Origin of the sequence: Actinospineispora eucalypti, from assembly GCF_039543365.1 — a bacterium.
Taxonomy (GTDB): Bacteria; Actinomycetota; Actinomycetes; order Mycobacteriales; family Pseudonocardiaceae; genus Pseudonocardia; species Pseudonocardia eucalypti.
This window is the reverse complement of record NZ_BAABJP010000067.1, coordinates 12434-37095: the sequence shown is the minus strand read 5'-3', so window position 1 is coordinate 37095 and position 24662 is coordinate 12434. Positions and strand designations below refer to the sequence as shown.

The following is a 24662-nucleotide window of genomic DNA, read 5'->3' as shown; positions in this document are numbered from 1 at the left end:
GGTACTAATCAAGTGATTAGTGAGTCAAGTAGGCTGAACGGGTGACCAGCTACGCGGAGATCCAGCGCGCCGCCGTGCGGACCTTCTCCGCCGCCGGCTACGCGGCCACCGGCATCCGGGACATCGCGGCCGCCGCCGGGGTCACCTCGGGCGCGCTGTACCTGCACGCGGCGAACAAGCTGGCCATCCTCGAGTCGGTGATGCACTTCGCGCTGGACGAGCTGATGCGGGTGGCGGCACTGGCCACCGAGGGCCACGCCCCGGCGTCCCAGCTGGAACGGCTGGTGCGGGCGCTGGTCTCGGTCCAGGCCACCAACCCGCGCACGGTCTCCGTGGTGGACGGCGAGCTGCGCTTCCTGCCGCCGGAACGCCGCGCGGAGATCGTCGCCAAGCGGGACCGCTACGAGCGGTACTGGACCGACGCGCTCGCCGCCGGGGTGGCCGACGGCGACTTCAACCTGGACGAGGTGACGCTCACCAGGCTGGCCCTGCTGGAGATGTGCAACGGCGTGGCGCACTGGTACCAGCCGGCCGGCCCGCTCGGCCTGGACCGCATCGAGGACGTGTTCGTCCAGCTCGCCCTCAACCTGGTCGGCTACGCGGGGCCGCCGGTCGGCCCCGACCCCGCGCTCCGGTCCCGCCTGCTCACCTGCGAGCCGGCCGAGCAGATTTGACCTTGACGCCGGCGGCAAGGTTTAGCGTCGCCGGCATGAGCGAATCATTGCTGGACAAGGCCGTTGTGATCACCGGCGGCGGCACCGGGATCGGCCGGGTCGCGGCCCACAAGTTCGCCGACGAGGGCGCCAGGGTGCTGGTGGTCGGCCGCTCCGCCGGGTCGCTGAAGGAAACCGCCGAGGGCCGGGCCAACATCTCCGTGGCCACCGCCGACGTGGCCGCCCCGAGCGGCCCCGACGACATCGTGAGCGCCGCCGAGTCGGCGCTCGGCGGGATAGACGTGCTGGTCAACAACGCGGCCATCACCCGCCCCCAAGCGCTCGGCGAGATCGACCGGGACGTCGCGGTGACCCAGCTGCACACCAACCTGCTCGGCCCGCTGCTGCTCACCCAGCGCGCGCTGCCGCACCTGGTCGCCGCGCGCGGCACGGTGGTGAACGTGACCTCGGTGTCCGGAGCCCGGGGGTGGCCGGCGAACTCGGTCTACGGCGGCACCAAGGTCGCGCTGGACTTCATGACCCGCACCTGGGCGGTGGAACTGGGCTCGCGCGGAGTGCGCGTGGTCTCGGTGGCGCCCGGTGTCACGCAGACCCCGATGCTCGAGCACGCGGGGTTCACCCAGGAGCAGATGGAGACCAGCCGGGAGTTCTTCCTGTCCCGCATCCCGCTCGGCCGCATCGCCGACCCGGAGGAGATCGCCCGGTGGATCGTGCGGGTCGCCGACCCGGGGGCGAGCTACCTGACCGGGGCGGTGCTGCGGGTCGACGGCGGCATCAACGTCGCCTGAGCCCGAATGAGCCGTTTGCCGGCTTGGCCGGCCCACCGGAAGGCCCAATACTTCCCGGGTGACGATCCCGGCCCACCGTCGGGGTGGCCGGCGACGGGTGCCGGCCACGTTGATCGTCGCGATTCTGGTGGGCATCGCCCTCGGCTGGGCCGGCGCCATGCTCACCGCGTCCGCCGACTCGCCGGAGCCACCGGCCCGAGCCCCGGCGGCCGCGCCGGCGGCGCCCGCACCCGCGCCGGCGGGGTCCGCACCCGCTCCGGCCGCGCCGGAACCGGCCGCCCCGACCGCCGCTCAGGGGACGCCGCCGGGGGTGCGGCCGCTCGGCCTGGCCGAGCCGGCGCCGGCCCCGAACGGCCTGGTGGTGACCGCACTGGTCACCAAGATGAAGGGCGGCGTCGTGCTCACCCTGGTCGCCCAGAACAACGGCGACAAACCGGTACGGACCAGCACCGACGAGCTCGGCCCTGGCAAGGTGACCTTCCGGGGCGCCGCCGCGCCGATGGACATGCCGCACCAGGCCAAGCTGCTGGCCCCCGGCGAGTCGCTGGTCTACCCCTGCCGGGTCCGGCTGCCGGACATGGATACCGGCGAGATGTCCTTCACCTTCGCCGGGATCACCATCATCGGGAAAGTTGCTGGAGACTAGAAGCATGCTGATCGGGGAGCTGGCCAGGGCCGCGGGGACCACGCCGAGGGCGATCCGCTACTACGAGCAGCAGGGCCTGCTGGACGCCTGCCGGGCGTCCAACGGCTACCGCGCCTACGGCCCGGACGCGGTCCGCCAGGTGCGCAACATCCGCTGGCTGCTGGCCATGGGCTTCACCAGCGACGAGGTGCGCGACTTCGTCCCCTGCCTGAAGAACGACCTGGAGTCGGAGGGCCTGTGCGCCGAGGGCGCCGCCGCCGTGGTGAAAAAGATCGCCGCCCTCGACGAGGAGATCGCCGCCCGCACCGCCGTCCGCGACCGCCTGGCCGCCGCCCTCCGCGACACCACGGCCCGGGTCGGCTAGTCGCGCACCGGCGTCAGAGTTTGCGGAGGCGGATGCCGGTCACGGCGTGGTCGCGGCCTTTGGTGAGGACCAGGGTGGCGCGGCCCCGGGTGGGGGCGATGTTGTGGTGGAGGTTGGGGCCGTTGATCTCGTCCCAGAGGTGTTCGGCCCGGCGGATGGCGGCGGGGGTGTCCAGGTCGGCGTAGCGGCGGAAGTAGGACGCGGGGTCGCGGAACGCGGTCTCCCGCAGCCGCAGGAACCGGTCGATGTACCACTGCCGCACATCGTCCGGGGCCGCGTCCACGTACACCGAGAAGTCGATGAAGTCGCTGACCGCGAGGCCGCTGGCCCGCCCGTCCCGGCTCGGCGGCGCGGGCTGCAGCACGTTCAGCCCCTCCAGCAGCAGGATGTCCGGCCGGCGCACCACCACCGACTGCTCCGGCATGATGTCGTACACCAGGTGCGAGTAGACCGGCGCGCGCACCGCGTCCTTGCCGCCCTTGACCTCGGTGACGAACCGCAGCAGCGCGCGGCGGTCGTAGGACTCGGGGAAGCCCTTGCGGGTCATCAACCCGCGCGCCTCCAGCTCCGCGTTCGGGTAGAGGAAGCCGTCCGTGGTGATCAGCTCCACCCGGGGGTGGTGCGGCCAGCGGGCCAGCAGGGTGCGCAGCAGCCGGGCGGTGGTGGACTTGCCCACCGAGACCGAGCCGGCGATACCGATCACGAACGGGGTGCGCGCCGGCTGGTCGCCCAGGAAGGTCCGGTAGGCGCGGTAGAGCCGGCCCGCCTCCTGGACGTGCAGGTTGAGCAGCCGGGACAGCGGCAGGTACACCTCGCGCACCTCGGCCAGGTCCACCTCGTCGCCGAGGCTGCGGATCTGCTCCAGCTCGTCCGCGGTCAGCGGCAGCGCGATGGACTCGCCCAGCTTGGCCCAGGACGGCCGGTCGAAGTCCACGAACGGCGATCGCGACCCGCCGACCGTTGCCCGGGGCCGCCCGGTCTTCGGCTCGGCTAACCGGCCGTCGGCCGGGCCCGGGGGCGCCAGCCGGCTCATTGCTGCTTCGTCGACATGACGGCGTACTCCACCACGTTGACCTCCGGTCCGACGCCGAGCACGTGCACCACGGCGTCGGCCACCGCCTCGGCGGGCAGCCCGTCCGCCCGCAGCCGCTCACGGAACGCCGTCGAGTCCGGGTCGTCGGGCCACTCGGCGGCGATGTCGGTGTCCACCATTCCCGGTGCCACGGTGGTGACCCGGATGCCGTTCGGGCTCAGCTCCTGGCGCAGCCCTTCGCTGAGCGCGTGCACGGCGAACTTGGTCGCCGCGTAGACCCCGCTGGTGGGGCGGGGAACCCGGCGGCCGGACAGCGATGAGATGTTCACCACGCTGGCCCCCGGACGGTCACCCAGATGTGGGATGCACGCCCTGGTGACGTTCAAAAGGCCCAACACGTTCACCTCGAACATGGACCGCCAGGCGGCGGGATCCAGGTCCGCGACCCGTCCGGCGGTGAACAACCCGGCCGAGTTGACCAGGGCATCCAGGCCGCCGAGCCATTCGACCGCGACGTCCGCCGCGTCACGCACGGCGGCCTCGTCGGTGATATCGCAGGTCACGGCGGTGGCGTTCGGGGCGAGCCGGCTGGTCAGCTCGGCGAGGCGGTCGGTCCGCCGGGCGAGCAGGGCCACCCGGCCGCCGGCTTTCACCACCGCATCGGCCACCGAGGCACCGATACCGGAGGACCCCCCGGTCACCAGCACCCGCCTCTCGGCCAGTGTGCTCGCCATCTGCGAAACCTACCGCCGCGCGGCCCCTTCGGCTGGCCCCGAGCCAGTGGTCATCGCCACTATCACCAGCGCGGCCAGCCAGAGCGCCCCGCCGAGGAGACCCAGCTCACCCAGTCGGTGGGTGAACCCGGCCGGCCCGGACGCCCCGGCCAGCCGGGCGCCGAAGATCGCCACGCCGAGGGCCGTGCCGGTCTGCCGCGCGGTGTTGTTCACCCCGCTGGCCAGGCCGGCCCGCTCCGCCGGCACCGCGCGCACCGCCGCGCTCACCACCGGCGCGGTGAACAGCCCGGCGCCCACGCCCATGCCGAGCAGCGCGGGCAGTACCGCCGGGTACCCGCCGGCCGGCCCGACCCTGGCCAGCACCGCCAGCGCCGCCACCCCGGCGGCCGCGATCGCCGCCCCGGCGACCAGCACCGGCCGGGGGCCGAACCGGCCGGCACACCGACCGGCCAGCGGGGCCAGCAACGCCAACGGCAGGAACAGCGGCAGCAGGGACAGCCCGGCGACCGGCGCGGACCACCCCAGCACCCCCTGCAGGTAAAGGGTCAGCGCGTAGAGCACCCCGTTGAACGTCAGGTTCATCAGCAGTGCGGCCAGGTTGGGGCCGGTGAAGGCCGGCCGGGCGAGCAGCCCCAGCGGCAGCATCGGCGCCGCCGCGAGCCGCTGCCGGACCAGGAACCCGGCGCCGGCGCACAGGGCCACGACCGCCGCGACCACGGTCGCCGGGCCGAAGCCCCGGTGCCCCGCCTCGATCACCGCGTAGACCAACCCGGCCAGGGTGGCCGCGGCCAGCGCCATGCCGGCCAGGTCCGGCGACCGGCCGGGCCTGCGCACACCCCGGGCGGCGACCAGCGGCACGGCAACCAGCGCACCGGCCACCACCGGCAGGTTGATCAGGAACACCAGCCGCCACCCACCGGCGCCGACCAGCAGGCCACCCAGCAACGGCCCGGCCGGCAGGGCCAGCGAGGACACCCCGGCCCATATGCCCAGCGCCCTGGCCTGTGCGCCCCGGTCCGGGTAGGCGTCGGCGATCAGCGCCAGGCTGCCCGGCAACAGCAGCGCCGCGCCGATCCCCTGCACCACCCGGGCGGCGACCAGCACCGCCGCGTCCGGCGCCGCCGCCGCTCCGGCCGAGGCCAGCCCGAACAGGGCCAGCCCGAGCAGCACCACCCGCCGGTGGCCGATCCGGTCCCCCACCGAGCCGGCGCCGAGCAGCAGGCTGGCGATGGCCACCGCGTAACCGTCCACCACCCACTGCAACCGCTCCCGGCCGCCGGCGAGGCCGTCCGCGATCGCCGGCAGAGCCACGTTCACCACGGTCACGTCGAGCAACACCAGGAACATCCCGACGCACATCACCACCAGCAGCGGCCCCGGGCGGCCCGCTCTCTCCCGCACAACAACCATGACCGCAGGATCGCCCCGGAACACTTCGCCGGCGGCCGAAGCGTGGGGCCATCACGAGTTGTACACTTGAAATGTACAGTTAGGGAGGATCATGCGGATCGGCGTTGCCCAGGCCAGGGAGCAGCTCAAGGAGCTGCTCGATCGCGTACGCGCCGGCGAGACCGTAGAGATCACCCGGCGTGGCGAGGTCGTTGCGGTGCTCAGCCATCCGGGCACCGGGCGGGTCGCCGGACAGCCCTTTGGGTCGGTGTTGCACTCCTGGCGAACGGCCTGGCATGTCGACCAGTGGCCGGACGAGGATCCGTTCGACGATGTCCGAAGCCGGGAACCGGGCCGTGAGGCGCCGTGGTGAGTTCCTACCTGCTGGACACCAACGTCCTGTCGGAGGCCGCGCGACCCGCGCCTGATTCGCGGGTGCTGGCCCGTCTGGCCGAGGTCGAGGGCAACGCGGCGATCTCCGCGGTGACCTGGCACGAGCTCCGTTTCGGAGTTCGTCGCCTACCGCCGTGTCGGCGCCGCGATGCGCTCGAAGTCTTCGTCTCCGAAGTGTCGGCGCGCTTCCCGGTGATTCCGTACGACGAGCGGGCGGCAAGCTGGCATGCGGTCGAGCGCGCCCGTCTGGAACAAGCCGGGTTCTCGAGAGCGTTCGCGGACGGACAGATCGCCGCCACGGCGGCAACCAACGCGCTGGTCCTCGTGACCCGCAATACGGCGGACTTCGCCGGTTTCAGCGGGCTCATGACGGAGAACTGGTGGACCAACCAGCCCTGAGCGGACACTTCGCCGGCGGCCGAAGCGTGGTGCGCGCACACTGGGCTGGTGACCAGTGCCATTGAGCTGACGAGGGGCGATCCGGAGCTCGCCGGGCTGGCCGCCCTGTTCGCCGACCCGTCCAGGGCGCGCATCCTGCTCGCGTTGCTGGACGGCCGGTCGCTGCCGGCATCCGTGCTGGCCGGCGAGGCGGGCGTGTCCGCGCCGACGGCCAGCGCGCACCTGGCCAAGCTGCGCGAGGGCGGCCTGATCACGGTGGAGCAGTCCGGGCGGCACCGCTACCACCGGCTGGCCAACGAGCGGGTGGCCACCGCCATCGAGGCGCTGTCCGCGCTGGCGCCCGCCCAGCCGATCCGGTCCCTGCGCCAGCACACCAAGGCGGCCGCGCTGCGCGACGCGCGCAGCTGCTACGACCACCTGGCCGGCCGGCTCGGCGTCGCGGTCACCGCCTGGCTGGTGGAACGGGAGGCGCTGCAGCCGATCGACGGGGTGTGCGACACCCGCCGGCGGCCGGGCGAACCGTTCTCCTCGGTGCTGCCGGAACACCCCTACCGGCTCGGCCCGGACGCGGAGCGCCACCTCGCCACCCTGGGCGTCGACCTGCCGGACGTGGTTGACGCACCCAGCCGCCGCCCGCTGCTGAAGTTCTGCCTGGACTGGACCGAGCAGCGCCACCACCTGGGCGGTCGGCTGGGCGCCGCGCTGCTCACCGGGCTGCTGGACCGCGACTGGCTGCGCCCCACCCGCCGCCGCCGGGCACTGGAGCTCACCGAGCTCGGCGAACGCCAACTCCGCCAAGCCGGCCTGGAAGTTTAGGGAATCTCCTCGGCCGGGACCTCGACGTTGAACTCCTTGTACCGGGTGGCGTCCGTGGTGACCAGCGGCCACCCCCGGCGCTGAGCGCAGGCCACCGCATGCGCCGCCTCCAGGTCACCGGGTTCCAGCTGGCCGACCGCGCGGGCGCGGTCGGCGTCCAGGTCGTCGATCACCGTGTTGGGCAGCCGTAACAGGACCTCGAGCACCGGGTGGTACTTGGCCTCCAACTGGGACCAGGCCGCCGCGACGGCGGCGGACGGCAGGACTAACACCATATGTTCCTCGACCACAGTCCACACCAGGGCCGCCGCGTACACGGAGCGCTGGGAGGCGAAGGCCATCACCGCGGAGGCATCGAGGACGCGCCCGCCGATCACGCGACCTGCATACCTGCCGGGGGAAGACCCAAATCGCGCCGGACAGCGTCAAGAGCTTCTTGTGGCGGTCTTCCCCCGAGGACGCGCTCCAGCTCAATAAGTGCTTGATTCCGCTCGAGTTGACCGCGAAGTGCATCGGCAACGAAGGCGGATAAGCTCGCGGCGGCGCCGCTACGCACCGCTATGCGAGCGTTGGCCACCAGGTCTGGTGGCAACGTGACCGTGATCCGCTCGGATCCCATGTCGGGAGACTACCGAAGTTACCGACAACCAGTTAATCGGGTACTCACGTGAGTGACGCAGAATCACCTCAGCCAACCCCGACACGCCGGTCCGCCCTCCCCGACCAGCGCCTGGGCGCCTGATAGGCCCAGTGCATCGCCAGCTCCAACGGACCCCGGTCGAACCGCCCCAACCAGCGGGAAGCCAGCACGGTGAAGGCCAGCCAGATGATCAACCACGCCGCGAGCGTCCACCACGGTCGGTAGTCGGCCCATCGCTGGGCCCGGCGCCCTCGGACCGAGGGCCGTCCACCTTCGGGCCGTCCGGCTTCGAGCCGCCGAGCAGCTCGCGGGCGGTCACCCAGACCGGCCAGCCGACCAGCCAGATCACTCCGACGATGCTCATCCGGCCCATCCAGTGCCACAGCGCGCCGGGTTGTCCACCACACCGACCAGCAGCAGCGTGACCGCCAGGGTGATCGTCCAGGCCAGCGCGAACTTGCCCCATTCCCGCCACTCGTAGCGCACCTGGGCCAGGCCGGACTTCGGCGGCTTCACCGGCGGCGGGCCACCGGCGAACCGGTGGGCGAACCGCTGGTCCGCCCAGCGCACCATGCTGTGCCCGATGCCGGCGACCCCGCCGGACCGCAGGTCCAGCACGGTGGCCACCCGGACCCTGGTCGGCGACGGGGTGTGCGAGGTGCTGGTGCTCACCACGTTCGACCTGGACGAATACGTCTACGCGGCGATGCGGGCCGGCGCGGGCGGATTCCTGCTCAAGTCGGTGGAAGCGCCCCGGTTGATCGAGGCGGTACGCCAGGTGGTGGCCGGCGAAGGGGTGCTCGAGCCGAAGGTCACGCGGCGGCTGATGGCCGCGTTCGCGGCGTCCGCCCCGGTGGCACCCGCGCCGCCGGCCGGCCTGGACGACCTCACCGAACGGGAGTCGGAGGTGCTGTCCTGCCTCGGCGCCGGGCTGTCCAACGCGCAGATCGCCCGGCGGCTGTTCATCGGGGAGACGACGGTGAAGACGCACGTCTCGCGGGCGCTGACCAAGCTGGGGCTGCGGTCCCGCGTGCAGGCGGCGATCCTCGCCCAGGAGCAGGGACTGGTGCCGCCCGACCGGTGACCGGGCGGCCCGGAGCGCAGCCGTAGAATGGCGGCCTCCGAGGAGGTTCGCACTCTCGTGCCCAAGCAACGCCCCGCCGAACCGGGCTGCGATACCGGGCCGGGCTCATCGCCCGGCGTCCCGCCTGCCCACGCCCTGGGCGCCGCCGTCCGGCGAGGTCCCAGGTGAGCATCCTCTGGTCGGTACTCGGCGTGCTGTCCGTACTGGCCCTGACCCTGGCGGCGGCGCTGTTCGTGGCGGCCGAGTTCTCCCTCACCACGCTGGAACGCAGCCAGATCGACGCGCACGTCAACGCGGTCGGCGACCGGCGCGCGCACCAGGTGCGCCGGGCCCACCGCACGCTGTCCTTCCAGCTCTCCGGAGCGCAGCTGGGCATCACGCTGACCACCCTGGCCACCGGCTACATCGCCGAGCCCGCGTTGGGCCGGCTGATGGAGGGTCCGCTGGCCGCGCTCGGACTGCCCGAGGGGCTGGTGCCGGTGGTGGCGGTGACCCTCGCGCTCGCCGTGGCCACCGCCCTGTCCGTGGTGCTGGGTGAGCTGGTGCCGAAGAACCTGGCCATCGCCCGGCCGCTGCCGACCGCGCGCGCGGTCGCCGGGGCGCAGGCGATGTTCAGCCAGGTGTTCCGCTGGCTGATCAACTGGCTGAACAGCTCGGCCAACTGGATCGTCCGCTCGCTGGGCGTGGAGCCGGCCGAGGAACTGCGGTCGGCCCGCTCGCCCGACGAGCTGCGCTCACTGGTTTCCAGCAGCGCCGAGCACGGCACCCTGGACGCGGGCACCGCAACCCTGCTGGCCAGGGCCATCCGGTTCACCGACCGGGTGGCCGAGGACCTGATGACGCCCCGCGTGCAGGTCCAGGCGCTGCCCGCCGACGCCACCCTGCCGGACCTGATCGCCACCTCGCTGCGCACCGGCTTCTCCCGGTTCCCGGTCTACCACCGGGACCTGGACGAGATCCGGGGCGTGGTGCACGTGAAGCAGGCGTTCGCGGTGCCGGTGCCCGAGCGGCCGGACACCACGATGGCCCAGCTGGCCCGGCCGGTGCTGACCGTTCCCGACTCGCTGGACGGGGACGCGCTGCTCACCCGGCTGCGCGGGTCGGACTCGCAGCTGGCCGTGGTGGTGGACGAGTACGGCGGCACGGCCGGCATCGTGACTATGGAGGACATGGTCGAGGAGATCGTCGGCGACGTGCGCGACGAACACGACCCGGCCAGCCCGGCCCCGATCCGCCCGCTGGGCCAGGACAGCTGGCTGGTCTCCGGCCTGTTGCGCACCGACGAGCTGGCCGAGGCCACCGGCTTCGCCCCGCCGGAGGGCGACTACGAGACGCTGGCCGGGCTGGTGCTGGAGCGGCTCGGCCGCATCCCCGACGTCGGCGATGACGTCGAGGTGGACGGCTGGCGGCTCACCGTGATGCGGCGGGAGCGCAACCGGATCGCCGAGCTGCGCCTCTCCCACGCCGGCCCGCGCGCCGCCGACCGACCCGAGGTGGCCTGATGAGCGAGGTCGCCGGGCTGCTCGTCTCGGTGTTGCTGCTGGCCGGGAACGCATTTTTCGTGGGCGCCGAGTTCGCCATCATCACCGCGCGCAAGGACCGGCTCACCACGCTGGCCGAGCACGGCAGCCTCGCCGCCCAGGCCACGCTGCGCGCCGGGGAACACCTGCCGCTGCTCATCGCCGGCGCCCAGCTCGGCATCACGCTGTGCTCGCTCGGGCTGGGGCGGCTGGCCGAGCCGGCGGTGGCCGCCCTGCTGGAGCGGCCGTTCCGGTTGATCGGTGCGCCCCAGGAGATCTTGCACCCGGTTGCGTTCACCCTGGGGCTGGGCCTGGTCGCGGTGCTGCACACGGTGATCGGCGAAATGGTGCCGAAGAACCTGGCGATCGCCGGGCCGGAGCGGGTCGCGCTCATCCTGGTGCCCACCCACCACGCGTTCTGCCGCGCGGTGCGTCCGGTGCTCGCCCTGTTCACCCTCACCGCCACCGCCGTGCTGCGGCTGGTCCACGTGACCCCGAGGGACGAGTTCGACAGCGCCTACACCCGCGACGAGCTGGCCGAGATGATCGCCGACTCGCGGCGCGAGGGCCTGCTGGACGAGCAGGAGAGCAGCCGGCTGGCCCAGACCCTCGGCTCCGCCGGGCGCACCGTCGCGGACGTGGTGGTGCCGCTGGGGCGCGTCTTCACCCTGCCGGTCTCCCCCACGGTGGGGCAGATCGCGGCGGCCGTCGCCGAGCACGGCGTCTCCCGGTTCCCGCTGTGCGGCGAGTCCGGCCGGCTGGTCGGATACCTGCACGTCAAGGACGTGCTGGCGCAGGCCGACGACCCCGACGCGACGGTGCCGGCCAGCCAGGTGCGCGGCCTGCCGGAGATCCCCTGCGACGCCCGCCTGGACGAGGCCCTCACCGCGCTGCGCCGCTCCGCCTCCCACCTGGCCAAGGTGGTCGCCGACCGCGGCGGCGAAACGGTCGGCGTGGTCTCCATGGACGACCTCCTCCGCTACTACGTCGGCGCCGTCCACGCCGAACCCTGACCGCTCACCCGCATCGCGGCTCATGTGCGGGCGCCGAAGCGTGTGTGCCGGGCCTTAGAATCTGATACCCGTGCGGGTTTTGGCGGAGCGGGATTGGCGGGTGCGGTCGTCGGCGCACCTCGCCCGGGTCCGCCGCTGGACCGAGCCGCACCGCACGCGCCGCCGGGCCGGCCGGACCCACCCGGTGCTGGACTTCATGTTCACCTACTACTCGTTCCGGCCCGGCCGGTTGGAGCGCTGGCACCCTGGTACCGGCGTCGCGCTGGCCGGAGACGCGGCGGAGTTCCTCGAGGTGCCCGGCTACCGCCGGTGCGCGGAAGGGGTCCGCTTCGACCCCGCCGGGCTGCCCGAGTCCCGGTCGGCCAGCGCCGGGTTCATCCGGGACCTGCTCCTCGCCACCCGGGACCGGCCGCCTCGGCTGACCTGCTTCGGCCTGCACGAATGGGCCATGGTGTACCGGGAGCCCCGGCCCAGGCACGAACAGCTGCCCCTGCGGCTGGGCACCACCGAAACGGACCGGGTGGTGGAGTCCATGCCGCTGCGCTGCACCCACCACGACGCGTTCCGGTTCTTCACCGAGCCGGCGCGACCGCTGAACGCGCTGTGGCCGAACCGGGAGGACCAGCTGCGCAACGAGCAGCCCGGTTGCCTGCACGCCACCATGGACCTCTACAAATGGGCCTACAAGATGGCGCCGGCGACGCCGTCCGAGCTGGTCGCGGACTGTTTCGAGCTGGCCGTCGAGGTGCGCGAGCTGGACATGCGGGCCAGCCCCTACGACCTGGCCGAGTTCGGCTACTCACCGGTGCGGATCGAGACGCCGGCCGGCCGCGCCGAGTACACCAGGGAGCAGGCCGGGTTCGCCCGCCGCGCCGAGCCGCTCCGCCAGCGGCTGATCGAGGTGGCCGAGCAGGTGGCGACGGTCAGAACGTGACCAGCGGGTCGCCGAAGGTGTCCGCGATGAAGTTGACGAAGAAGAACCCGAAGAACAGGAAGTTGAGCACCAGGATCACCTTGTGCCACCAACGCGGCCGCGCCGCCTTCGGCAGCCGGCTGTTCAGGTACAGCAGCAGGAACGGGTAGATCAGGGCGCCCAGGTTGGACATGTTGGCCGACCACTGCACCAGCGCCACCGGCACCGCGAGGTGCAGGATCACCGCGATGACCACCAGCAGGACCAGCATGAACGGGTAGTAGAACCGGCGCGGGTCGTCCTCGATGAGCGCACGGATCCGGGGGCTGGTGGCGTGGGTGGCGTCGGTGACCACCCGGACCATGGCCTCGAAGATGCCCAGCTGGGTGCTGAACAGGATCAGCACGCCCATCACCAGCATCAGGTAGAACATCCCGGTGCCGTACTCGGGGCGCAGCGCGCCGGCCACGAAGGTGGGCACGTTCGCGGTGGTCGGCTTCTGCCCGGACAGCGCCACGGCGTGCGACATCAGGATGGTCGGCAGCAGCATGCCGAGCATCGCGCCAATGAAGAACACGCCCCACATGTCGACCATGAGCAGCCGGTACCAGCGGCGCCACCGGCCGGCGTTGGCCTCGTCGTCCGGGAAGGTCACCCCGGATGCCAGCAGCTCCCGCCGCTCGCCGCGCATGCCGGACAGGAACCCGGCGCGGTAGCCCATGCCGTAGCCCTTGTCCCGGTAGTGGCCCATCACGTACCAGTTCAGCCCGGAGGCGAGCGCGGTGAACCCGGCCAGCGCGCCGAGCTGGGTGGCGCTGATGCCGGCCGGCGGTGCGGCCGGGGTGATGAAGCCCCGGATGCCCTCCCACCACACGCTCCACGGCACCACGATCAGATCCACCACCAGCAGCACGCCGAGGATGGCGCCCACCATCACCCAGTTGGAGAGCTCCAGCGCACGGCTGATCTTGCGCGCGGCGGCCGTGATGAGGAAGACCACGACCAGCAGGCCGATCGCGTACCAGCGGGTCGCCTGGGCCTCCGCCGCCGTGGCCACCCGGCCGTTGACCAGCGCGAACAGCCCCTGCCCGGCGGACGCCGCCCAACCTCCGGCGATGAACGCGAAGATCACCACGAACACCGAGAGCGGGATCCACAGCAGCCGTCCGGGCGGCACCCGGCCCCAGCCGACCACCGGCACCTCTCCGGTGGCCATCACGTAGCGGGCGCACTCCACGTTGTAGAACGTCTGCAGCAGCGCGGAGACCACGATCACCCAGCCGACGCCGACGAAGCCGTACTGGCCGACCGCCTGCGGGCCGAGCAGCCACTCCCCGCTGCCGATGGAGATGCCGAGCGCGATCAGGCTGGGCCCGATGGCGAACATGAACAGTTCCTTCGGCCCGATCCGGCTGACCGAGAAGACCTCTTCCGGGGTGGGCAGGTCGGTGACCCGCAGCTCGGGCCGGCTGACGCCGAGCGGAACGGTTTGCGCTGGGGCTGCCTCGGTCATCACGACCTCCGGAACTGGTGCCGGCGATGCGGAATTCAGTATCCAGAATGAGCCCGATCGAGTGTGAACACAATCACACTCGGGTTACATTGTGCTGGTCAGACCACCAACGCGGCGGGGTCCAGTTCAACCGAGAAGGGCAGGACCGCCGTCCAGGTCTCCCCCGGCTTGACGATGCCGTACTGGGCCTCGTCCACCAGCGCGTGCACGGTGATCGTGCCGTCCCGGGCAACTCGCCAGTACGTCGGAATGCCCGCCTCGGCGTACTTCGCCGCTTTGTCCGTCCGGTCACGCAAGTCCGTGGTAGGTGACGCGACCTCGACCACAAGGGCCACGTTTTCGGTGTCCTGCCAGGTCGCGTCGAGGTCCGCGTTCGGCTTGAGCACCACTGCGTCCGGAACGTAGATCCCACCTGGCACCCGAATTCCGAGGTCTTGAAGCACCTCCCAACCCTCGGGCGCGGCCGACAGCAACCGCAGAACCAGCCTTTGCCCGGTCCTCTGGTGGCGTCCGTTCCGAGGCGGGCTCAGGTGCATTCCTCCGTGCAGGATCTCGTAACGGTGTCCGTTCTCGGGCAACGCATCGAGGTCAGCCTCGGTCCAGAACTCGGGGAACCGGTGAATCGGCTCTGTCACGGCTTCTCCTCGCGAGCAACGAAAACCGAGATCAACCCACCTGGAACCGAAGCACAGCGGTGCCGCCGACGTTTTCGGTGCTCACCAGGCGCATCGGGCGGGCGGGCGACTGGGGGAACCTCCCCGGGCCGACCAGCCGGGGCGCCGCCGGGTCACCCACGAAGAACCCGGCCACGGCCAGGCGCAGCTCGTCCACCACGTCGGCGGTGAGGAACAGCGTGTGCACTGTGCCGCCGCCCTCCACCAGCAGCCGTCGAACACCCCGCGAAGCCAGGTCGGCGAGCAACGCGTGCACGTCCAGCGGATCACCGGCACCGATCACCTCGGCGCGCCCGGCCAACCGTTCGGCGGCGGCTTCCACCGCACGGGTCGGCAGGTAGACCAGCCGCTCGGCCGGGCCGGCGGTGAAGAACGCGGCCTCCGGGTCCAGCGCGCCGGAACCGGAGATCACCACCTTGGCCGGCGACTCGGGCAGCCCGCGCGCCACCCGGGCCCGGCGCCGCTCCGCCGAGCGCACCAGCAGCCGAGGGTTGTCCGCGCGCAGCGTGCCAGCGCCGACCAGGATCGCGTCCACGCCGGCCCGCAACTCGTCCACCGCGTCGAAGTCCTCGGAAGAGGAGAGCAGCAGCCGCTCGGGGCTCGCGTCGTCGAGGTAACCGTCCACCGACATCGCCGCCGACAGCAGCACATATGGGCGCGCCATGATCCACAGGCTACCCAGGTAGATAACCGGCGAGCAGCCCACGGGCCCGGTTGAGCGCCTCGATCCGGCCGTCCAGCGCGGCAACCTCGGTGTGCAGGGTGCGCAGCAGCTCCGGGCAGGGTTCCAGCCGCATCGGGTCGCCGTAGGCGCAGGGCAGCAGCGACCTGATCACCTCGGTGGACAGCCCGGCGTCCAGCAGCGCACGGATCCGCCCCACGGCCGGCACCGCGTCCTCGCCGTAGCCCCGGTAGCTGTTGCCGGCCCGCTCCGGGGTGAGCAGGCCGCGTTCCTCGTAGTAGCGCAGCAGCCGGGGGCTCACCCCGGTCCGGCGGGACAGCTCTCCGATCAGCATGCGACCTCGCTCACCCAAGGTTGACCTTCACATCAATGTCAGCTCCTAACCTCGCCGCGTGACCAAACATTTCACCCGCACCGTGCGGGGCACCGGACCCGGCCTGCTGCTCGCCCACGGCGGCGGTGGCGGCGTGGCCGCCAACTTCGGTGCGCTCATCGACGACCTGGCCGGCACGCACACCGTGGTCGGCGTGGACTACCCCGGCTCCGGCGACACACCGCGCTCCGCCACCCCGCTCACCCTGGACCGGCTGGCCGACGAACTGGTGGCCGCCGCGGACGCGGCCGGCCTCGCCCGCTTCGCCGTGCTGGGCTACTCGCTGGGTACGGCGGTGGCGGTGCGCACGGCCACCCGGCATCCGGACCGGGTGACCGGGCTGGTGCTGACCGCCGGTTTTGCCCATCCGAACAACCGGATGCGCCTGGCCGTGGATGTGTGGCGCGCACTGCTGGAGGCCGACCGCACGCTGCTGGCCCGCTTCCTCACCCTGGTGGCCACCGGCGAGCGGCACCTCGAAGCACGGACCCCCGACGAGCTGTCGGACGCGGTCACGGCGCTGGCCGAGTTCATCCCGGCCGGCAGCCCGGAGCAGGTGGACCTGGTCGACTCGGTGGACACCCGCGCCGAGCTGCCCGGCATCCGGGTGCCCACGCAGGTCATCGCGGCCACGCTGGACCTGCTGGCCCCGCCGGCGCTGTCCCGGGAGCTGGCCGGCGCCATCCCGGGCGCGCGCCTGGTGGAGATCGACGCCGGCCATCTGGTCGGGGAGGAAGCGCCGGTCGAGTGGCTGGCCGCGATCCGGTCCTTCCTGCCCTCGGTGGCGGCCTGAGATGGCCGAGATCGAGGTGGTGCTGCCCAACGAGTCACCGGCGATGCCGCCGAAGACCCTGGTCGAGCTGGCCGGTCTGGCCGAGCGGCTCGGCTACCGGACCGCCTGGCTGCCCGACCACCTGCTGCCGCCCGGCGAGTACGGCGACACCTACGGCGGGGTGTACGAGCCGCTGGTCACGCTGTCCTACCTGGCGGCGGCGACCAACGACCTGCGACTGGGCACCTCGGTGCTGGTACTGCCCATGCGCAACCCGTTCGTGGTGGCCAAGCAGGTGGCCACGCTGGCCCGGCTGTCCGGCGACCGGGTCAACCTGGGCGTGGGCATCGGCTGGGACCGGGTGGAGTTCGACAATGTCGGCGCGGACTTCGCCACCCGGGGCGCGCGCACCGACGAGGCCATCGCCCTGCTCCGGCGCCTGTTCGCCGGGGACGGAAGCTTCGCCGGGCGGTTCCACGGGTTCGAGGCCGGGGTGTTTCAGCCGGTGCCGCACCGGCCGGTGCCGATCACCGTGGGCGGGGTCACCGACCGGGCGCTGGTCCGGGTGGCCGCGCTGGCCGACGAGTGGCAGGGCGTGGGCCTGTCCGCCTCGGCGTTCCGCGACCGGCTGGCCCACCTGCGCGGGCTGACCGACCGACCGATCCGGGTGGGCAGCCGGATCACCTGGACCGGCGACCAAGCCGGCCCCGAGACGGCGGTGCGCCAGGCGCACGGGCTGGCCGAGGCGGGCGCGGACTCGGTGGCCGTGTGGTTCGGCGACCACGGCGGCGCGGCGGAACGGATGACCCGGTTCGCCGACGCCTGGCGGCGCTCCGGCTGACCGACGCCTCGGGGGCGCGGGGCCTAGCCGGTGCCGGCCAGTGCGGCGGTGAGCCGGGCGTCGTAGCCGTCGGCCAGCCGCAGCAGGGCGGATCGCCCGTCCCCGGCGAACGAGGAGCCGTGCATCACGGCCAGCGTGCCGGGTTGCAGCTCGGCCAACTTGCGCAGTGTGGCCCCGGTGGTCGGGGTGAGGCAGGTGGCGCGGAAGATGTCCTCGGCCTGCTCGGCGTGGTCGACCAGGTCATCCTCGGTGACCGCCGGGCCGTCCCCGACGTGTGTGAACAGGTCGCCGCAGAACAGCACGCCGGTGGTCTCCTCGTAGAGCACCCGCGCCTCCCAACCGTGCGGGACGTGCGGGGTGTCCAGGTGGCGCACCCGCTTGCCGCCGAGGTCGAGCACCTCGCCGTCGGCCAGCGGACGCGGCGGCCGGTCCGCCATTTCGTTCAGCGAGACCATGCAGCCCAGCTCGCCGTGCGCCACCTGGGCCTCCGGCGCGGCGGCCAGGAACTCGTTCATCGAGCCGCACTCGTCCGACTCGATGTGCCCGAAGGTGATCCAGCGCAGCCGGGACACCGGCATGATCCGCTCGATCTGTTCGGTGACCAGCGGAAACATCGAGCGGTGCCCGGTGTGGAACAGCAACGGCTGCTCCGCGTCGACCAGGAACTGGTTGAAGGTGAACCCGGTCGGCCCGATACCCGGAACGTGCGTCGAAATCCGGTAGATCCCATCCGCAATCTCGTCGGTCCGCGTCATACCCGAAAACCTTAGCCCCGTCCCCCGACAAATCCACGAAATCGACCGGAGTCTGATTCGATCATGAAATCCACCAGACTCCTGTCGATCTCGATGCCGCCATACCGCTCCGGCGCCCGCGGGACGAGCAGCCGGTGAACCTCCTGAACGGTCCGCAAGATGCCGGTGCCCATGCCGTGCGCGTCGACCCGCAGGGTTTCCCAGCCGTGGATGGCCAGCAGCGAATCCCGATCACGGTCCCGCAGGTGCTGGAGCCGGTCGTAGTGCTTGGCCCCGTCGTACTCGATGTCCAGCCGCGCATCCGGATAGGCGAGATCGGCCCTGGCCAGCGGGAATCCGTGCTCATCGCGGATCACGTGCTGGGCTTTCGGCGCCGGCAACCGGCCCAGGACGAGCGCGACCCGCAACCTAGTCTCCATCGGTGACTCCGCCGCCGGATCGGCAAGCGCGACCGCCTCACCCAACTGCCGGACGCCACGAGCACGCGGCGCGGCCTTCCGGCGATCCAGCAGGACGGCCGGCGAAAACCCGCCGACCCGCGCCAGTGCATCGACCGCGACCACGGCCTCGACCAACGGCGGTCGGCGGGCCAGGTCCCACGCGGTACGTTCGGCGGCAGTAACCCGGCAACCGGCAGCGCTGGTCACGTCCGCAGGTTCGATCTTGCCCCGGCTGACCAGCAACCCTGGGTGCGGGCGGACGTCCCTGGGGACGAGGACTTCCGCTGGCGCGTCGCGGGGCGCACAACTCGCGCCCAGTAGTTCGGCGGCCGAGTACCCGGCGAGCGCCCCACCCCGGTCCGCGACCAGCACGAAGGCCGCCCGGGAACGCAGCGCAAGGTCGGGCAAGCGATCCGCACGGACGTAAACATCCGGGTAGAGCCGCCGATAGCGCGGCCCGAACAGCTGGTTCCGGGTCAGCAGCCCGCTCCGGACAGCGTCACTGCCCCGGAAGGGTTCGTCGAACACCCGAACAGCATGATCCAGGCCCTACCGAGCCCGTGGGCTTTCGGAGAATCTCATCGAGACCGACGACAGTCTGGTTCGATCATGAAATCCGGCAGACTCACGTCGATGTCGACGAGTCCGCCCGATCAGGAGATTTGTTTGGCCTTGCGGCGGCGGCTCAGCTCGTCGGTCGGCGAGTCGGGGGCGATCATGCCGTCGGCCCGTTCGGCGGGAAACTCCCGGATGGTGCCGGTGATCTCCCGCATGGCGCCGCCGATGGCGATGCCGAACACCCCCTGGCCGCCCTGCAGCAGGTCGACCACCTCCTCGGGGGAGGCGCACTCGTAAACCGTGGTGCCGTCGGAGAGCAGGGTGATCCCGGCCAGGTCGCGGATGCCGCGCGCCCGCAGGTGGTCCACCGCGAGCCGGATGTTCTGCAGGGACACCCCGGCGTCCAGCAGCCGCTTGACCACCTTCAGCACCAGCACGTCCTTAAACGAGTACAGCCGCTGGCTGCCCGAGCCGCTGGCGCTCCGGATCGTCGGCACGACCAGTCCGGTGCGCGCCCAGTAGTCCAACTGCCGGTAGGTGATCCCGACAACCTGACAGGCGGTTGGGCCCCGGTATCCGGACAGCTGATCGGGCAGGCCGTCGTCCAGAACCGAGTCGGGAAAGAGCTCGCCCTGTGCAGCTGACGCAGCGTCGGGACCGGGCTGCTCCTCATCCATACCTGAGACCGTAAGCCGAGGTCACCAGGTGGTCAACGCGACGCGCGGCAACCTTCGAGTTCGGCTTCAGGGTTGCGCACCCCGAAAGTCCTCCGGCGAGACCGAGTCGAGGAACTCGCGGAACTTCTCCACCTCGTCCTCCTGCTCGTCCGGAATGATCAATCCCGCCTCGGAGAGGACGTTCTCCTCGGCGTGGATCGGCACCCCCACCCGCAGCGCCAGCGCCACCGAGTCGCTCGGCCGGGCGGACACCCTGGTGCCCCCGTCGAACACGAGCTCGGCGAAGAAGGTGCCCTCCTGCAGATCGGTGATCCGAACCTGCTCCAGCCGGCGGCCCAGCGACTTGATCACGTCCTTCAACAGGTCGTGGGTCAGCGGGCGGGCCGGTTTCACCCCCTGCTGCTCCAGCGCGATCGCGGTGGCCTCCACCGAACCGATCCAGATCGGCAGGTAACGGTCTCCATTGGTCTCCCGCAGCAAGAGAATCGGTTGGTTCGCGGGTAGCTCAACTCGCACACCCACCACGCGCATCTCGCTCACGCGTCTCGCCTCCCTCCCCGACGGGGACTCGCACCACCTGATCGCCCCTGCGTGCAATTCTGTTGTCGGGTTTGGATCCGGTGGACCCTGGTACTTAGACGCTACACGGGCGCGCGGCCATTCGCGCGCTTCGTGACGAAGCGATCCGCGTATCCGGACCGATTCACCGGGGCAGCCCCTCCCGCAGGCCCACCCGGATCAGCAGGGCATGCAGCCGCACGGACAGCCCGGCCATCTCCCGCAGCAGATCCTCGGCGCGCGCGGCGGCGTCCGGGTCACGCTGACGGGCAACCGGCCCGACCACCTGCTGCAGCAGACCGGTCTCCCGGTCGGCGGCCGCCCGGAACGCGCGCAGGTGCCTCGGCTCGATCCCGAACTCGGTCAGCGCGCTGGCCGTGCGGGCCAACTCCACCGCGTCGGTGTCGTAGAACCCGGCGGGGCCGGGCCGCACGATGCCGTACTGCTCCAACGCGGCCAGCGTGGCGACGTCGATACCCGCCTCGCTGAGCAAGTCTTCCCTGGTCAGTCGCACTTTACTGGGAGCCACCGATGCGTCCGGAGCACCGCTCGGCACGGCCACCAGCGGGCGCGCCTCGCCGGACGCCTCCTGGTCGCGCTCGTCGAGCTGCTGCTTGATGACCTTCAGGGGCAGGTAGTGGTCGCGCTGCGCGGCCAGCACGAACCGCAGTCGCTCCAGGTCCTCGCCGGAGAACTGCCGGTATCCGGAGGCGCTGCGAGCTGGTGAGACCAGGCCTTCGGACTCTAAGAATCGGATCTTGGAAATGGTCACGTCCGGGAACTCGCCGCGCAGACGGTCGAGCACCGCGCCGATGCTCCACCGGCCCTCCTCGGCGCCACGCCCCCGGGACCACTGCGGCGCGGTCACCCGTGCCCCTGAGCGGCCCCCTGACCGGCGTCCCTCGGGCCGGTCAGGAAGACCAGCCGAAACTTGCCGATCTGCACCTCGTCGCCATTGGCGAGCACGGCGGTGTCCACCGGCTCGCGGTTCACGTACGTGCCGTTCAGGCTCCCGACATCCACAACCACGAAATCTCCGCTATCCCGACGGAACTCGGCGTGCCGCCGTGACACGGTGACGTCATCCAGGAAAATGTCACTGTCCGGATGCCGCCCCGCGCTGGTGGTCGCCTGGTCGAGCAGGAAGCGAGAACCCGCGTTGGGACCACGTTTGACCACAAGCAGTGCCGACCCCGGAGGCAGGGCGTCGATGCCGGAGACGGGTTGATCCGCCGCCGGGGCTTCGTGCTCGCTGAGGAAGTCGGCCCGGAAAACCGAGGTCGTCTCGGGGGAACGCTCTGGTGGCACACCGGGCCCGTTGCTGCTGGTCACCTCGGGGTCTCCTCCTGCGCGGTGTCGGGTGGGCCGCGATCGGCGGTGCTGGGTATAACCCAAACTACCGCGCGGCCGAATGGTCAGGACTGGTTGGTCAGGGAGCGGTACGCGGACGCGTCGAGCAATCCTTCCAGGCTGCCGGGGGCCGGCTCATCGGGGCGAATCTCAAGCATCCAGCCGTCGCCGTATGGTTCCGCGTTCACAAGTTCGGGCTGGTCGGCGAGCGTATCGTTGGCCCCCACGACCTCGCCGGTGACCGGCGAGAACAGTTCGGAAACCGACTTCGTGGACTCGACCTCACCGATCGCCACGCCCACGACGACTCGCTGACCGATCTCAGGGAGCTGCACGAACACCACATCACCGAGCTGACGCTGGGCGTAGTCGGTCACTCCGACCCGCACCGTGCCGTCTGACGTGGCACGGACCCATTCGTGAGCGTCGGTGTATCGCAGGTCCTCTGGGATCACCCGGATAGCCTATCGGTTCCCCCGCTCGGGGACGCCACCGGAGGGCGCATCGCGCGGGCAAACTGGATGATGTATACGACACCCGACCACAGATATAGCGCGGTGCCCCAGGCGGTGAACGCGTAGCCGAAGGCCCTGGCCACCGTCGCCAGCTCGGAGGTTCCCTGCGCGAACAGCAGCAGCGGGAACGCGTAGAGCAGGTTGAAAGTGGCGGCTTTGCCCAGGTAGGTGACCGGGAACGGGCCATAGCCCCGCCGCCTCATCAGTCCCACGCACACCGTCAGCACCAGATCCCGGCCGACCAGTGCGGCGACCACCCACCACGGCACGATGTCCCGGATGAGGAACGCGGCCAGCGTCGCCAGGATGTAGAGACGGTCGACGGCGGGGTCGAGCAGTTCACCCAGTCGGCTGTACTGGTTGAGCCAGCGGGCCAGCTTGCCGTCCAGCCAGTCGGTGAGACCGCTCACCACCAGCACCAGCACCGCCAGGCCGTCCCAGTGCGGGCCGAGCAGCAGCCACAGGAACACCGGCACGCCGGCCAGCCGGAGCAGGCTGAGCACGTTGGGCACGGTGAGCACCCGCCCGGTGACATCGGGGCCTCCGGACACCGGCGGTGCCGACGCCTCGGCCCTCTCCGCATCCACACCGGAAGGGTCCCACAGCCGATGCGGACCCGGCCGGGGTTGGGGCAGACTCACGGTATGGATGCGCACACGCTCAGGGAGGCCCAGGCTCCACTCAAGGCCCGGTACCGGGAGGAACCGGAATCGGCGGTGGTCACGCTGACCGCCGACGGCGAGCTGGACGGCACCGGCGTCGCCTGTCGGGTGCGCACCGCGACCGCGCTGGCCGAGGCGGGGCTGCACCCGGCGACCGGCGGCGACGGCACCCAGCTGTGCTCCGGGGACATGCTGCTGGAAGCCCTGGTCGCGTGCGCCGGGGTGACCATGCGCGCGGTGGCCACCTCGATCGGCATCGACGTGGCCGGCAAGGTGCACGCCGAGGGCGACCTGGACTTCCGGGGGACGCTGGGCGTGGCGAAGGACGCGCCGGTCGGCTTCCGGGAGATCCGGCTCGCCTTCGACCTGGACACCCAGGCCACCGACGACGAGCTGGCCACGCTGATCAAGCTGACCGAGCGGTACTGCGTGGTGCTGCAGACCATCCGGTCCGCGCCCCAGACCGAGGTGCGGGTCCAGCGGTGAACCGGCCGCTGGCCGCCCTGGCGGAGCTGGTCGGCGCCGAGCACGTGCTCACCGGTGAGCGGATCGCCCCCGAGTACGGCCACGACGAGGCGCTCACCGTCGCCGCCCGCCCGCCGGCCGCCGTGGTGCGCCCCGCCGACGCGGCCGAGGTGGCGCAGATCCTGCGCCTGGCCACCGAGCACCGGATGCCGGTGACCGCGCGGGGCAGCGGCAGCGGGCTTTCCGGGGCAGCCGTGCCGCACCCGGACGGGCTGCTCGTCTCCTTCGAGCGGATGAACCGGATCCTGGAGATCGACACGGAGAACCACGTCGCCGTGGTCCAGCCCGGCGTGACGCTGAGCCAGCTGGACGAGGCGACGGCCGCCCACGGGCTGGTGTACCCGGTCTCCCCCGGCGAGCTGAGCGCCAGCCTGGGCGGGAACGTGGCCACCAACGCGGGCGGCATGCGCGCGGTGCGCTACGGGGTGACCCGCACCCAGGTGCTCGGCCTCGAGGCGGCCCTGCCCACCGGGGAGGTGATCCGCACCGGCGGCAAGCTGACCAAGAGCAGCTCCGGTTACGACCTCACCCAGCTGATCATCGGCTCCGAGGGCACCCTGGCCCTGGTCACCGAGGCAACCGTGCGGCTCTACCCCAGGCCCCCGCACCAGTCCACCGTGCTGGCCCCGTTCCGCACGGTGGACGAGGTCGCGCGGGTGGTGCCGAAGGTGGTGGCCAGCGGGCTGGCGCCGGTCATCCTGGAGTACATCGACGCCTTCACCATGGCCGCGATCACCCACACGCAACAGCTGGAGCTGGGTATCCCCGCCGAGGTCCGGGACTCCGCGCAGGCCTACCTGCTGGTGCTGCTGGACAGCCGGCACGCGGACCGGCTGGACGAGGACACCGAGCAGCTGGGTGAGCTGCTCACCGGCCTCGGGGCGGTGGACCTCTACGTGCTGCCCGGGGCGGCGGCGCGCAAGCTGGTGGAAGCCCGGGAGAAGGCCTTCTGGACGGCCAAGGCGGCCGGGGCCAACGACATCATCGACGTGGTGATCCCGCGCGCGACCATCCCGGAGTACATACGGATCACCGCCGAGATCGCCAAGCGGCACGGCTCGCACGTGCTCGGCTGCGGGCACGCCGGCGACGGGAACGTGCACCTCGCGGTGTTCCAGGCCGACGGCGAGGTGCGCTCCGCGCTGCTGCGGGAGCTGTTCGAGGCCAGCATGAAGCTGGGCGGCCTGATCTCCGGCGAACACGGCATCGGCCGGGCCAAGGCCCGCTACTTCCTGGAGCTCACCGACCCGGCGACGGTCGCCCTGATGCGCAGGATCAAGGCCGCCTTCGACCCCGAAGGCATTCTCAACCCCGATGTGCTGCTGCGCAGCCCGTGAGTGGCGAGTAACGCCATAGCGCTA

Annotated in this window: 33 protein-coding genes and 1 pseudogene; 15 read left to right on the top strand and 19 right to left on the bottom strand. The window is 71.7% G+C overall.

Annotation, left to right across the window (positions count from 1 at the left end; all coding sequences use genetic code 11):
- The first annotated feature begins 41 nt into the window (after window positions 1–41).
- The 4 genes from ABEB12_RS40215 to ABEB12_RS40200 are packed head-to-tail and all read left to right on the top strand — an operon-like array spanning window position 42 to window position 2472.
- The gene (locus ABEB12_RS40215) at window positions 42–674 is read left to right on the top strand and encodes a TetR family transcriptional regulator (RefSeq protein WP_185060730.1); all 633 of its coding nucleotides are present in this window, start codon (window positions 42–44) and stop codon (window positions 672–674) included.
- A gap of 35 nt (window positions 675–709) precedes the next feature.
- The gene (locus tag ABEB12_RS40210) at window positions 710–1462 is read left to right on the top strand and encodes an SDR family oxidoreductase (RefSeq protein ID WP_185060729.1); all 753 of its coding nucleotides are present in this window, start codon (window positions 710–712) and stop codon (window positions 1460–1462) included.
- A gap of 58 nt (window positions 1463–1520) precedes the next feature.
- Window positions 1521–2108 (top strand): hypothetical protein, encoded by a 588-nt coding sequence (locus tag ABEB12_RS40205; RefSeq protein ID WP_185060728.1) that lies wholly within the window; start codon window positions 1521–1523, stop codon window positions 2106–2108.
- A 4-nt stretch (window positions 2109–2112) separates the two neighbouring features.
- On the top strand, window positions 2113–2472 hold the full coding sequence (locus tag ABEB12_RS40200; RefSeq protein ID WP_185060727.1) for a MerR family transcriptional regulator: 360 nt from the start codon (window positions 2113–2115) through the stop codon (window positions 2470–2472).
- 13 nt (window positions 2473–2485) lie between these two features.
- Here the strand turns inward: ABEB12_RS40200 and coaA are convergent, their stop codons facing one another.
- The 3 genes from coaA to ABEB12_RS40185 are packed head-to-tail and all read right to left on the bottom strand — an operon-like array spanning window position 2486 to window position 5649.
- Window positions 2486–3505 (bottom strand): type I pantothenate kinase, encoded by a 1020-nt coding sequence (coaA, locus tag ABEB12_RS40195; protein WP_185060726.1) that lies wholly within the window; start codon window positions 3503–3505, stop codon window positions 2486–2488.
- Window positions 3502–4239 carry an SDR family NAD(P)-dependent oxidoreductase gene (locus ABEB12_RS40190; protein ID WP_185060725.1) on the bottom strand — a complete coding sequence of 246 codons (738 nt, stop codon included), beginning with the start codon at window positions 4237–4239 and terminating at the stop codon, window positions 3502–3504. The genes coaA and ABEB12_RS40190 overlap by 4 nt, the downstream gene beginning before the upstream one ends.
- Window positions 4240–4248: 9 nt before the next feature.
- Window positions 4249–5649, bottom strand: a complete 1401-nt coding sequence (locus ABEB12_RS40185; protein WP_221497684.1) for an MFS transporter — start codon at window positions 5647–5649, stop codon at window positions 4249–4251.
- Between the two features lie 91 nt (window positions 5650–5740).
- Between ABEB12_RS40185 and ABEB12_RS40180 the strand changes: the two genes are divergently transcribed.
- The 3 genes from ABEB12_RS40180 to ABEB12_RS40170 are packed head-to-tail and all read left to right on the top strand — an operon-like array spanning window position 5741 to window position 7236.
- Entirely contained in the window at window positions 5741–6001 is a 261-nt protein-coding gene (locus ABEB12_RS40180) for a type II toxin-antitoxin system prevent-host-death family antitoxin (protein WP_185060724.1), read from the top strand.
- Window positions 5998–6420, top strand: a complete 423-nt coding sequence (locus ABEB12_RS40175) for a PIN domain-containing protein (protein WP_221497683.1) — start codon at window positions 5998–6000, stop codon at window positions 6418–6420. Before ABEB12_RS40180 ends, ABEB12_RS40175 begins: the two co-directional genes overlap by 4 nt.
- 48 nt (window positions 6421–6468) lie before the next feature.
- On the top strand, window positions 6469–7236 hold the full coding sequence (locus tag ABEB12_RS40170) for an ArsR/SmtB family transcription factor (protein WP_345703567.1): 768 nt from the start codon (window positions 6469–6471) through the stop codon (window positions 7234–7236).
- Here the strand turns inward: ABEB12_RS40170 and ABEB12_RS40165 are convergent.
- The 4 genes from ABEB12_RS40165 to ABEB12_RS40150 form a co-directional block, all read right to left on the bottom strand.
- Window positions 7233–7613, bottom strand: coding sequence for a hypothetical protein (locus tag ABEB12_RS40165; protein WP_185060722.1), 381 nt, complete (start codon window positions 7611–7613; stop codon window positions 7233–7235). The genes ABEB12_RS40170 and ABEB12_RS40165 overlap by 4 nt on opposite strands.
- Entirely contained in the window at window positions 7610–7855 is a 246-nt protein-coding gene (locus ABEB12_RS40160) for a ribbon-helix-helix domain-containing protein (RefSeq protein ID WP_345703566.1), read from the bottom strand. The genes ABEB12_RS40165 and ABEB12_RS40160 overlap by 4 nt, the downstream gene beginning before the upstream one ends.
- A gap of 211 nt (window positions 7856–8066) precedes the next feature.
- A complete protein-coding gene (locus tag ABEB12_RS40155) occupies window positions 8067–8240 on the bottom strand; it encodes a hypothetical protein (protein ID WP_185060721.1) in 174 nt (57 codons plus the stop codon).
- Window positions 8237–8494 carry a hypothetical protein gene (locus ABEB12_RS40150; RefSeq protein WP_185061418.1) on the bottom strand — a complete coding sequence of 86 codons (258 nt, stop codon included), beginning with the start codon at window positions 8492–8494 and terminating at the stop codon, window positions 8237–8239. The genes ABEB12_RS40155 and ABEB12_RS40150 overlap by 4 nt, the downstream gene beginning before the upstream one ends.
- Before the next feature lie 4 nt (window positions 8495–8498).
- Here ABEB12_RS40150 and ABEB12_RS40145 point away from each other — a divergent pair.
- From ABEB12_RS40145 to ABEB12_RS40130, 4 genes and pseudogenes are all read left to right on the top strand, one after another.
- Window positions 8499–8960, top strand: a pseudogene (locus ABEB12_RS40145) (LuxR C-terminal-related transcriptional regulator); the annotation flags it as partial.
- Between the two features lie 164 nt (window positions 8961–9124).
- A complete protein-coding gene (locus ABEB12_RS40140) occupies window positions 9125–10462 on the top strand; it encodes a CNNM domain-containing protein (protein ID WP_185060719.1) in 1338 nt (445 codons plus the stop codon).
- A complete protein-coding gene (locus ABEB12_RS40135; protein WP_185060718.1) occupies window positions 10462–11493 on the top strand; it encodes a CNNM domain-containing protein in 1032 nt (343 codons plus the stop codon). The genes ABEB12_RS40140 and ABEB12_RS40135 overlap by 1 nt, the downstream gene beginning before the upstream one ends.
- A 70-nt stretch (window positions 11494–11563) precedes the next feature.
- On the top strand, window positions 11564–12427 hold the full coding sequence (locus ABEB12_RS40130; protein WP_425572319.1) for a 3-methyladenine DNA glycosylase: 864 nt from the start codon (window positions 11564–11566) through the stop codon (window positions 12425–12427).
- On the opposite strand, the gene ABEB12_RS40125 is transcribed toward ABEB12_RS40130, so the two are convergent.
- The 4 genes from ABEB12_RS40125 to ABEB12_RS40110 form a co-directional block, all read right to left on the bottom strand.
- Entirely contained in the window at window positions 12417–13919 is a 1503-nt protein-coding gene (locus tag ABEB12_RS40125) for an Nramp family divalent metal transporter (RefSeq protein WP_185060717.1), read from the bottom strand. The two genes, ABEB12_RS40130 and ABEB12_RS40125, sit on opposite strands and share 11 nt — an antisense overlap.
- 98 nt (window positions 13920–14017) lie before the next feature.
- Complete coding sequence (locus tag ABEB12_RS40120; protein WP_185060716.1) at window positions 14018–14554, bottom strand: Uma2 family endonuclease; 537 nt, start codon at window positions 14552–14554, stop codon at window positions 14018–14020.
- Between the two features lie 31 nt (window positions 14555–14585).
- Window positions 14586–15257 carry a dihydrofolate reductase family protein gene (locus ABEB12_RS40115; RefSeq protein ID WP_185060715.1) on the bottom strand — a complete coding sequence of 224 codons (672 nt, stop codon included), beginning with the start codon at window positions 15255–15257 and terminating at the stop codon, window positions 14586–14588.
- A 10-nt stretch (window positions 15258–15267) separates the two neighbouring features.
- A complete protein-coding gene (locus ABEB12_RS40110) occupies window positions 15268–15609 on the bottom strand; it encodes a MerR family transcriptional regulator (RefSeq protein ID WP_185060714.1) in 342 nt (113 codons plus the stop codon).
- Window positions 15610–15667: 58 nt separating this feature from the next.
- On the opposite strand from ABEB12_RS40110, the gene ABEB12_RS40105 reads away from it, so the two are divergent.
- Window positions 15668–16441: an alpha/beta fold hydrolase gene (locus ABEB12_RS40105; RefSeq protein WP_185060713.1), complete on the top strand. Its 774-nt coding sequence runs from the start codon at window positions 15668–15670 to the stop codon at window positions 16439–16441.
- A 1-nt stretch (window position 16442) separates the two neighbouring features.
- Complete coding sequence (locus ABEB12_RS40100; RefSeq protein WP_185060712.1) at window positions 16443–17261, top strand: TIGR03619 family F420-dependent LLM class oxidoreductase; 819 nt, start codon at window positions 16443–16445, stop codon at window positions 17259–17261.
- A gap of 23 nt (window positions 17262–17284) precedes the next feature.
- On the opposite strand, the gene ABEB12_RS40095 is transcribed toward ABEB12_RS40100, so the two are convergent.
- The 8 genes from ABEB12_RS40095 to ABEB12_RS40060 form a co-directional block, all read right to left on the bottom strand.
- Complete coding sequence (locus ABEB12_RS40095; RefSeq protein ID WP_185060711.1) at window positions 17285–18016, bottom strand: oxygen-binding di-iron domain-containing protein; 732 nt, start codon at window positions 18014–18016, stop codon at window positions 17285–17287.
- 11 nt (window positions 18017–18027) lie between these two features.
- Window positions 18028–18984 carry a hypothetical protein gene (locus ABEB12_RS40090; protein ID WP_185060710.1) on the bottom strand — a complete coding sequence of 319 codons (957 nt, stop codon included), beginning with the start codon at window positions 18982–18984 and terminating at the stop codon, window positions 18028–18030.
- 125 nt (window positions 18985–19109) lie between these two features.
- Complete coding sequence (locus tag ABEB12_RS40085; protein WP_185060709.1) at window positions 19110–19691, bottom strand: MerR family transcriptional regulator; 582 nt, start codon at window positions 19689–19691, stop codon at window positions 19110–19112.
- Between the two features lie 66 nt (window positions 19692–19757).
- A complete protein-coding gene (locus ABEB12_RS40080; RefSeq protein ID WP_028921066.1) occupies window positions 19758–20231 on the bottom strand; it encodes a bifunctional nuclease family protein in 474 nt (157 codons plus the stop codon).
- A 163-nt stretch (window positions 20232–20394) separates the two neighbouring features.
- Window positions 20395–21117: a transcriptional regulator FtsR gene (gene ftsR / locus ABEB12_RS40075; RefSeq protein ID WP_185060708.1), complete on the bottom strand. Its 723-nt coding sequence runs from the start codon at window positions 21115–21117 to the stop codon at window positions 20395–20397.
- A complete protein-coding gene (gene garA, locus ABEB12_RS40070) occupies window positions 21114–21581 on the bottom strand; it encodes a glycogen accumulation regulator GarA (RefSeq protein WP_185060707.1) in 468 nt (155 codons plus the stop codon). The genes ftsR and garA overlap by 4 nt, the downstream gene beginning before the upstream one ends.
- A gap of 83 nt (window positions 21582–21664) precedes the next feature.
- Window positions 21665–22054, bottom strand: a complete 390-nt coding sequence (gene gcvH, locus ABEB12_RS40065; protein WP_185060706.1) for a glycine cleavage system protein GcvH — start codon at window positions 22052–22054, stop codon at window positions 21665–21667.
- Window positions 22051–22665 (bottom strand): CDP-alcohol phosphatidyltransferase family protein, encoded by a 615-nt coding sequence (locus ABEB12_RS40060; RefSeq protein WP_185061374.1) that lies wholly within the window; start codon window positions 22663–22665, stop codon window positions 22051–22053. Before ABEB12_RS40060 ends, gcvH begins: the two co-directional genes overlap by 4 nt.
- Before the next feature lie 93 nt (window positions 22666–22758).
- On the opposite strand from ABEB12_RS40060, the gene ABEB12_RS40055 reads away from it, so the two are divergent.
- Together ABEB12_RS40055 and ABEB12_RS40050 are read left to right on the top strand one after the other, a co-directional pair.
- On the top strand, window positions 22759–23262 hold the full coding sequence (locus ABEB12_RS40055) for an OsmC family protein (RefSeq protein WP_185060705.1): 504 nt from the start codon (window positions 22759–22761) through the stop codon (window positions 23260–23262).
- On the top strand, window positions 23259–24638 hold the full coding sequence (locus ABEB12_RS40050; protein ID WP_185060704.1) for an FAD-linked oxidase C-terminal domain-containing protein: 1380 nt from the start codon (window positions 23259–23261) through the stop codon (window positions 24636–24638). Before ABEB12_RS40055 ends, ABEB12_RS40050 begins: the two co-directional genes overlap by 4 nt.
- Window positions 24639–24662: the final 24 nt, after the last annotated feature.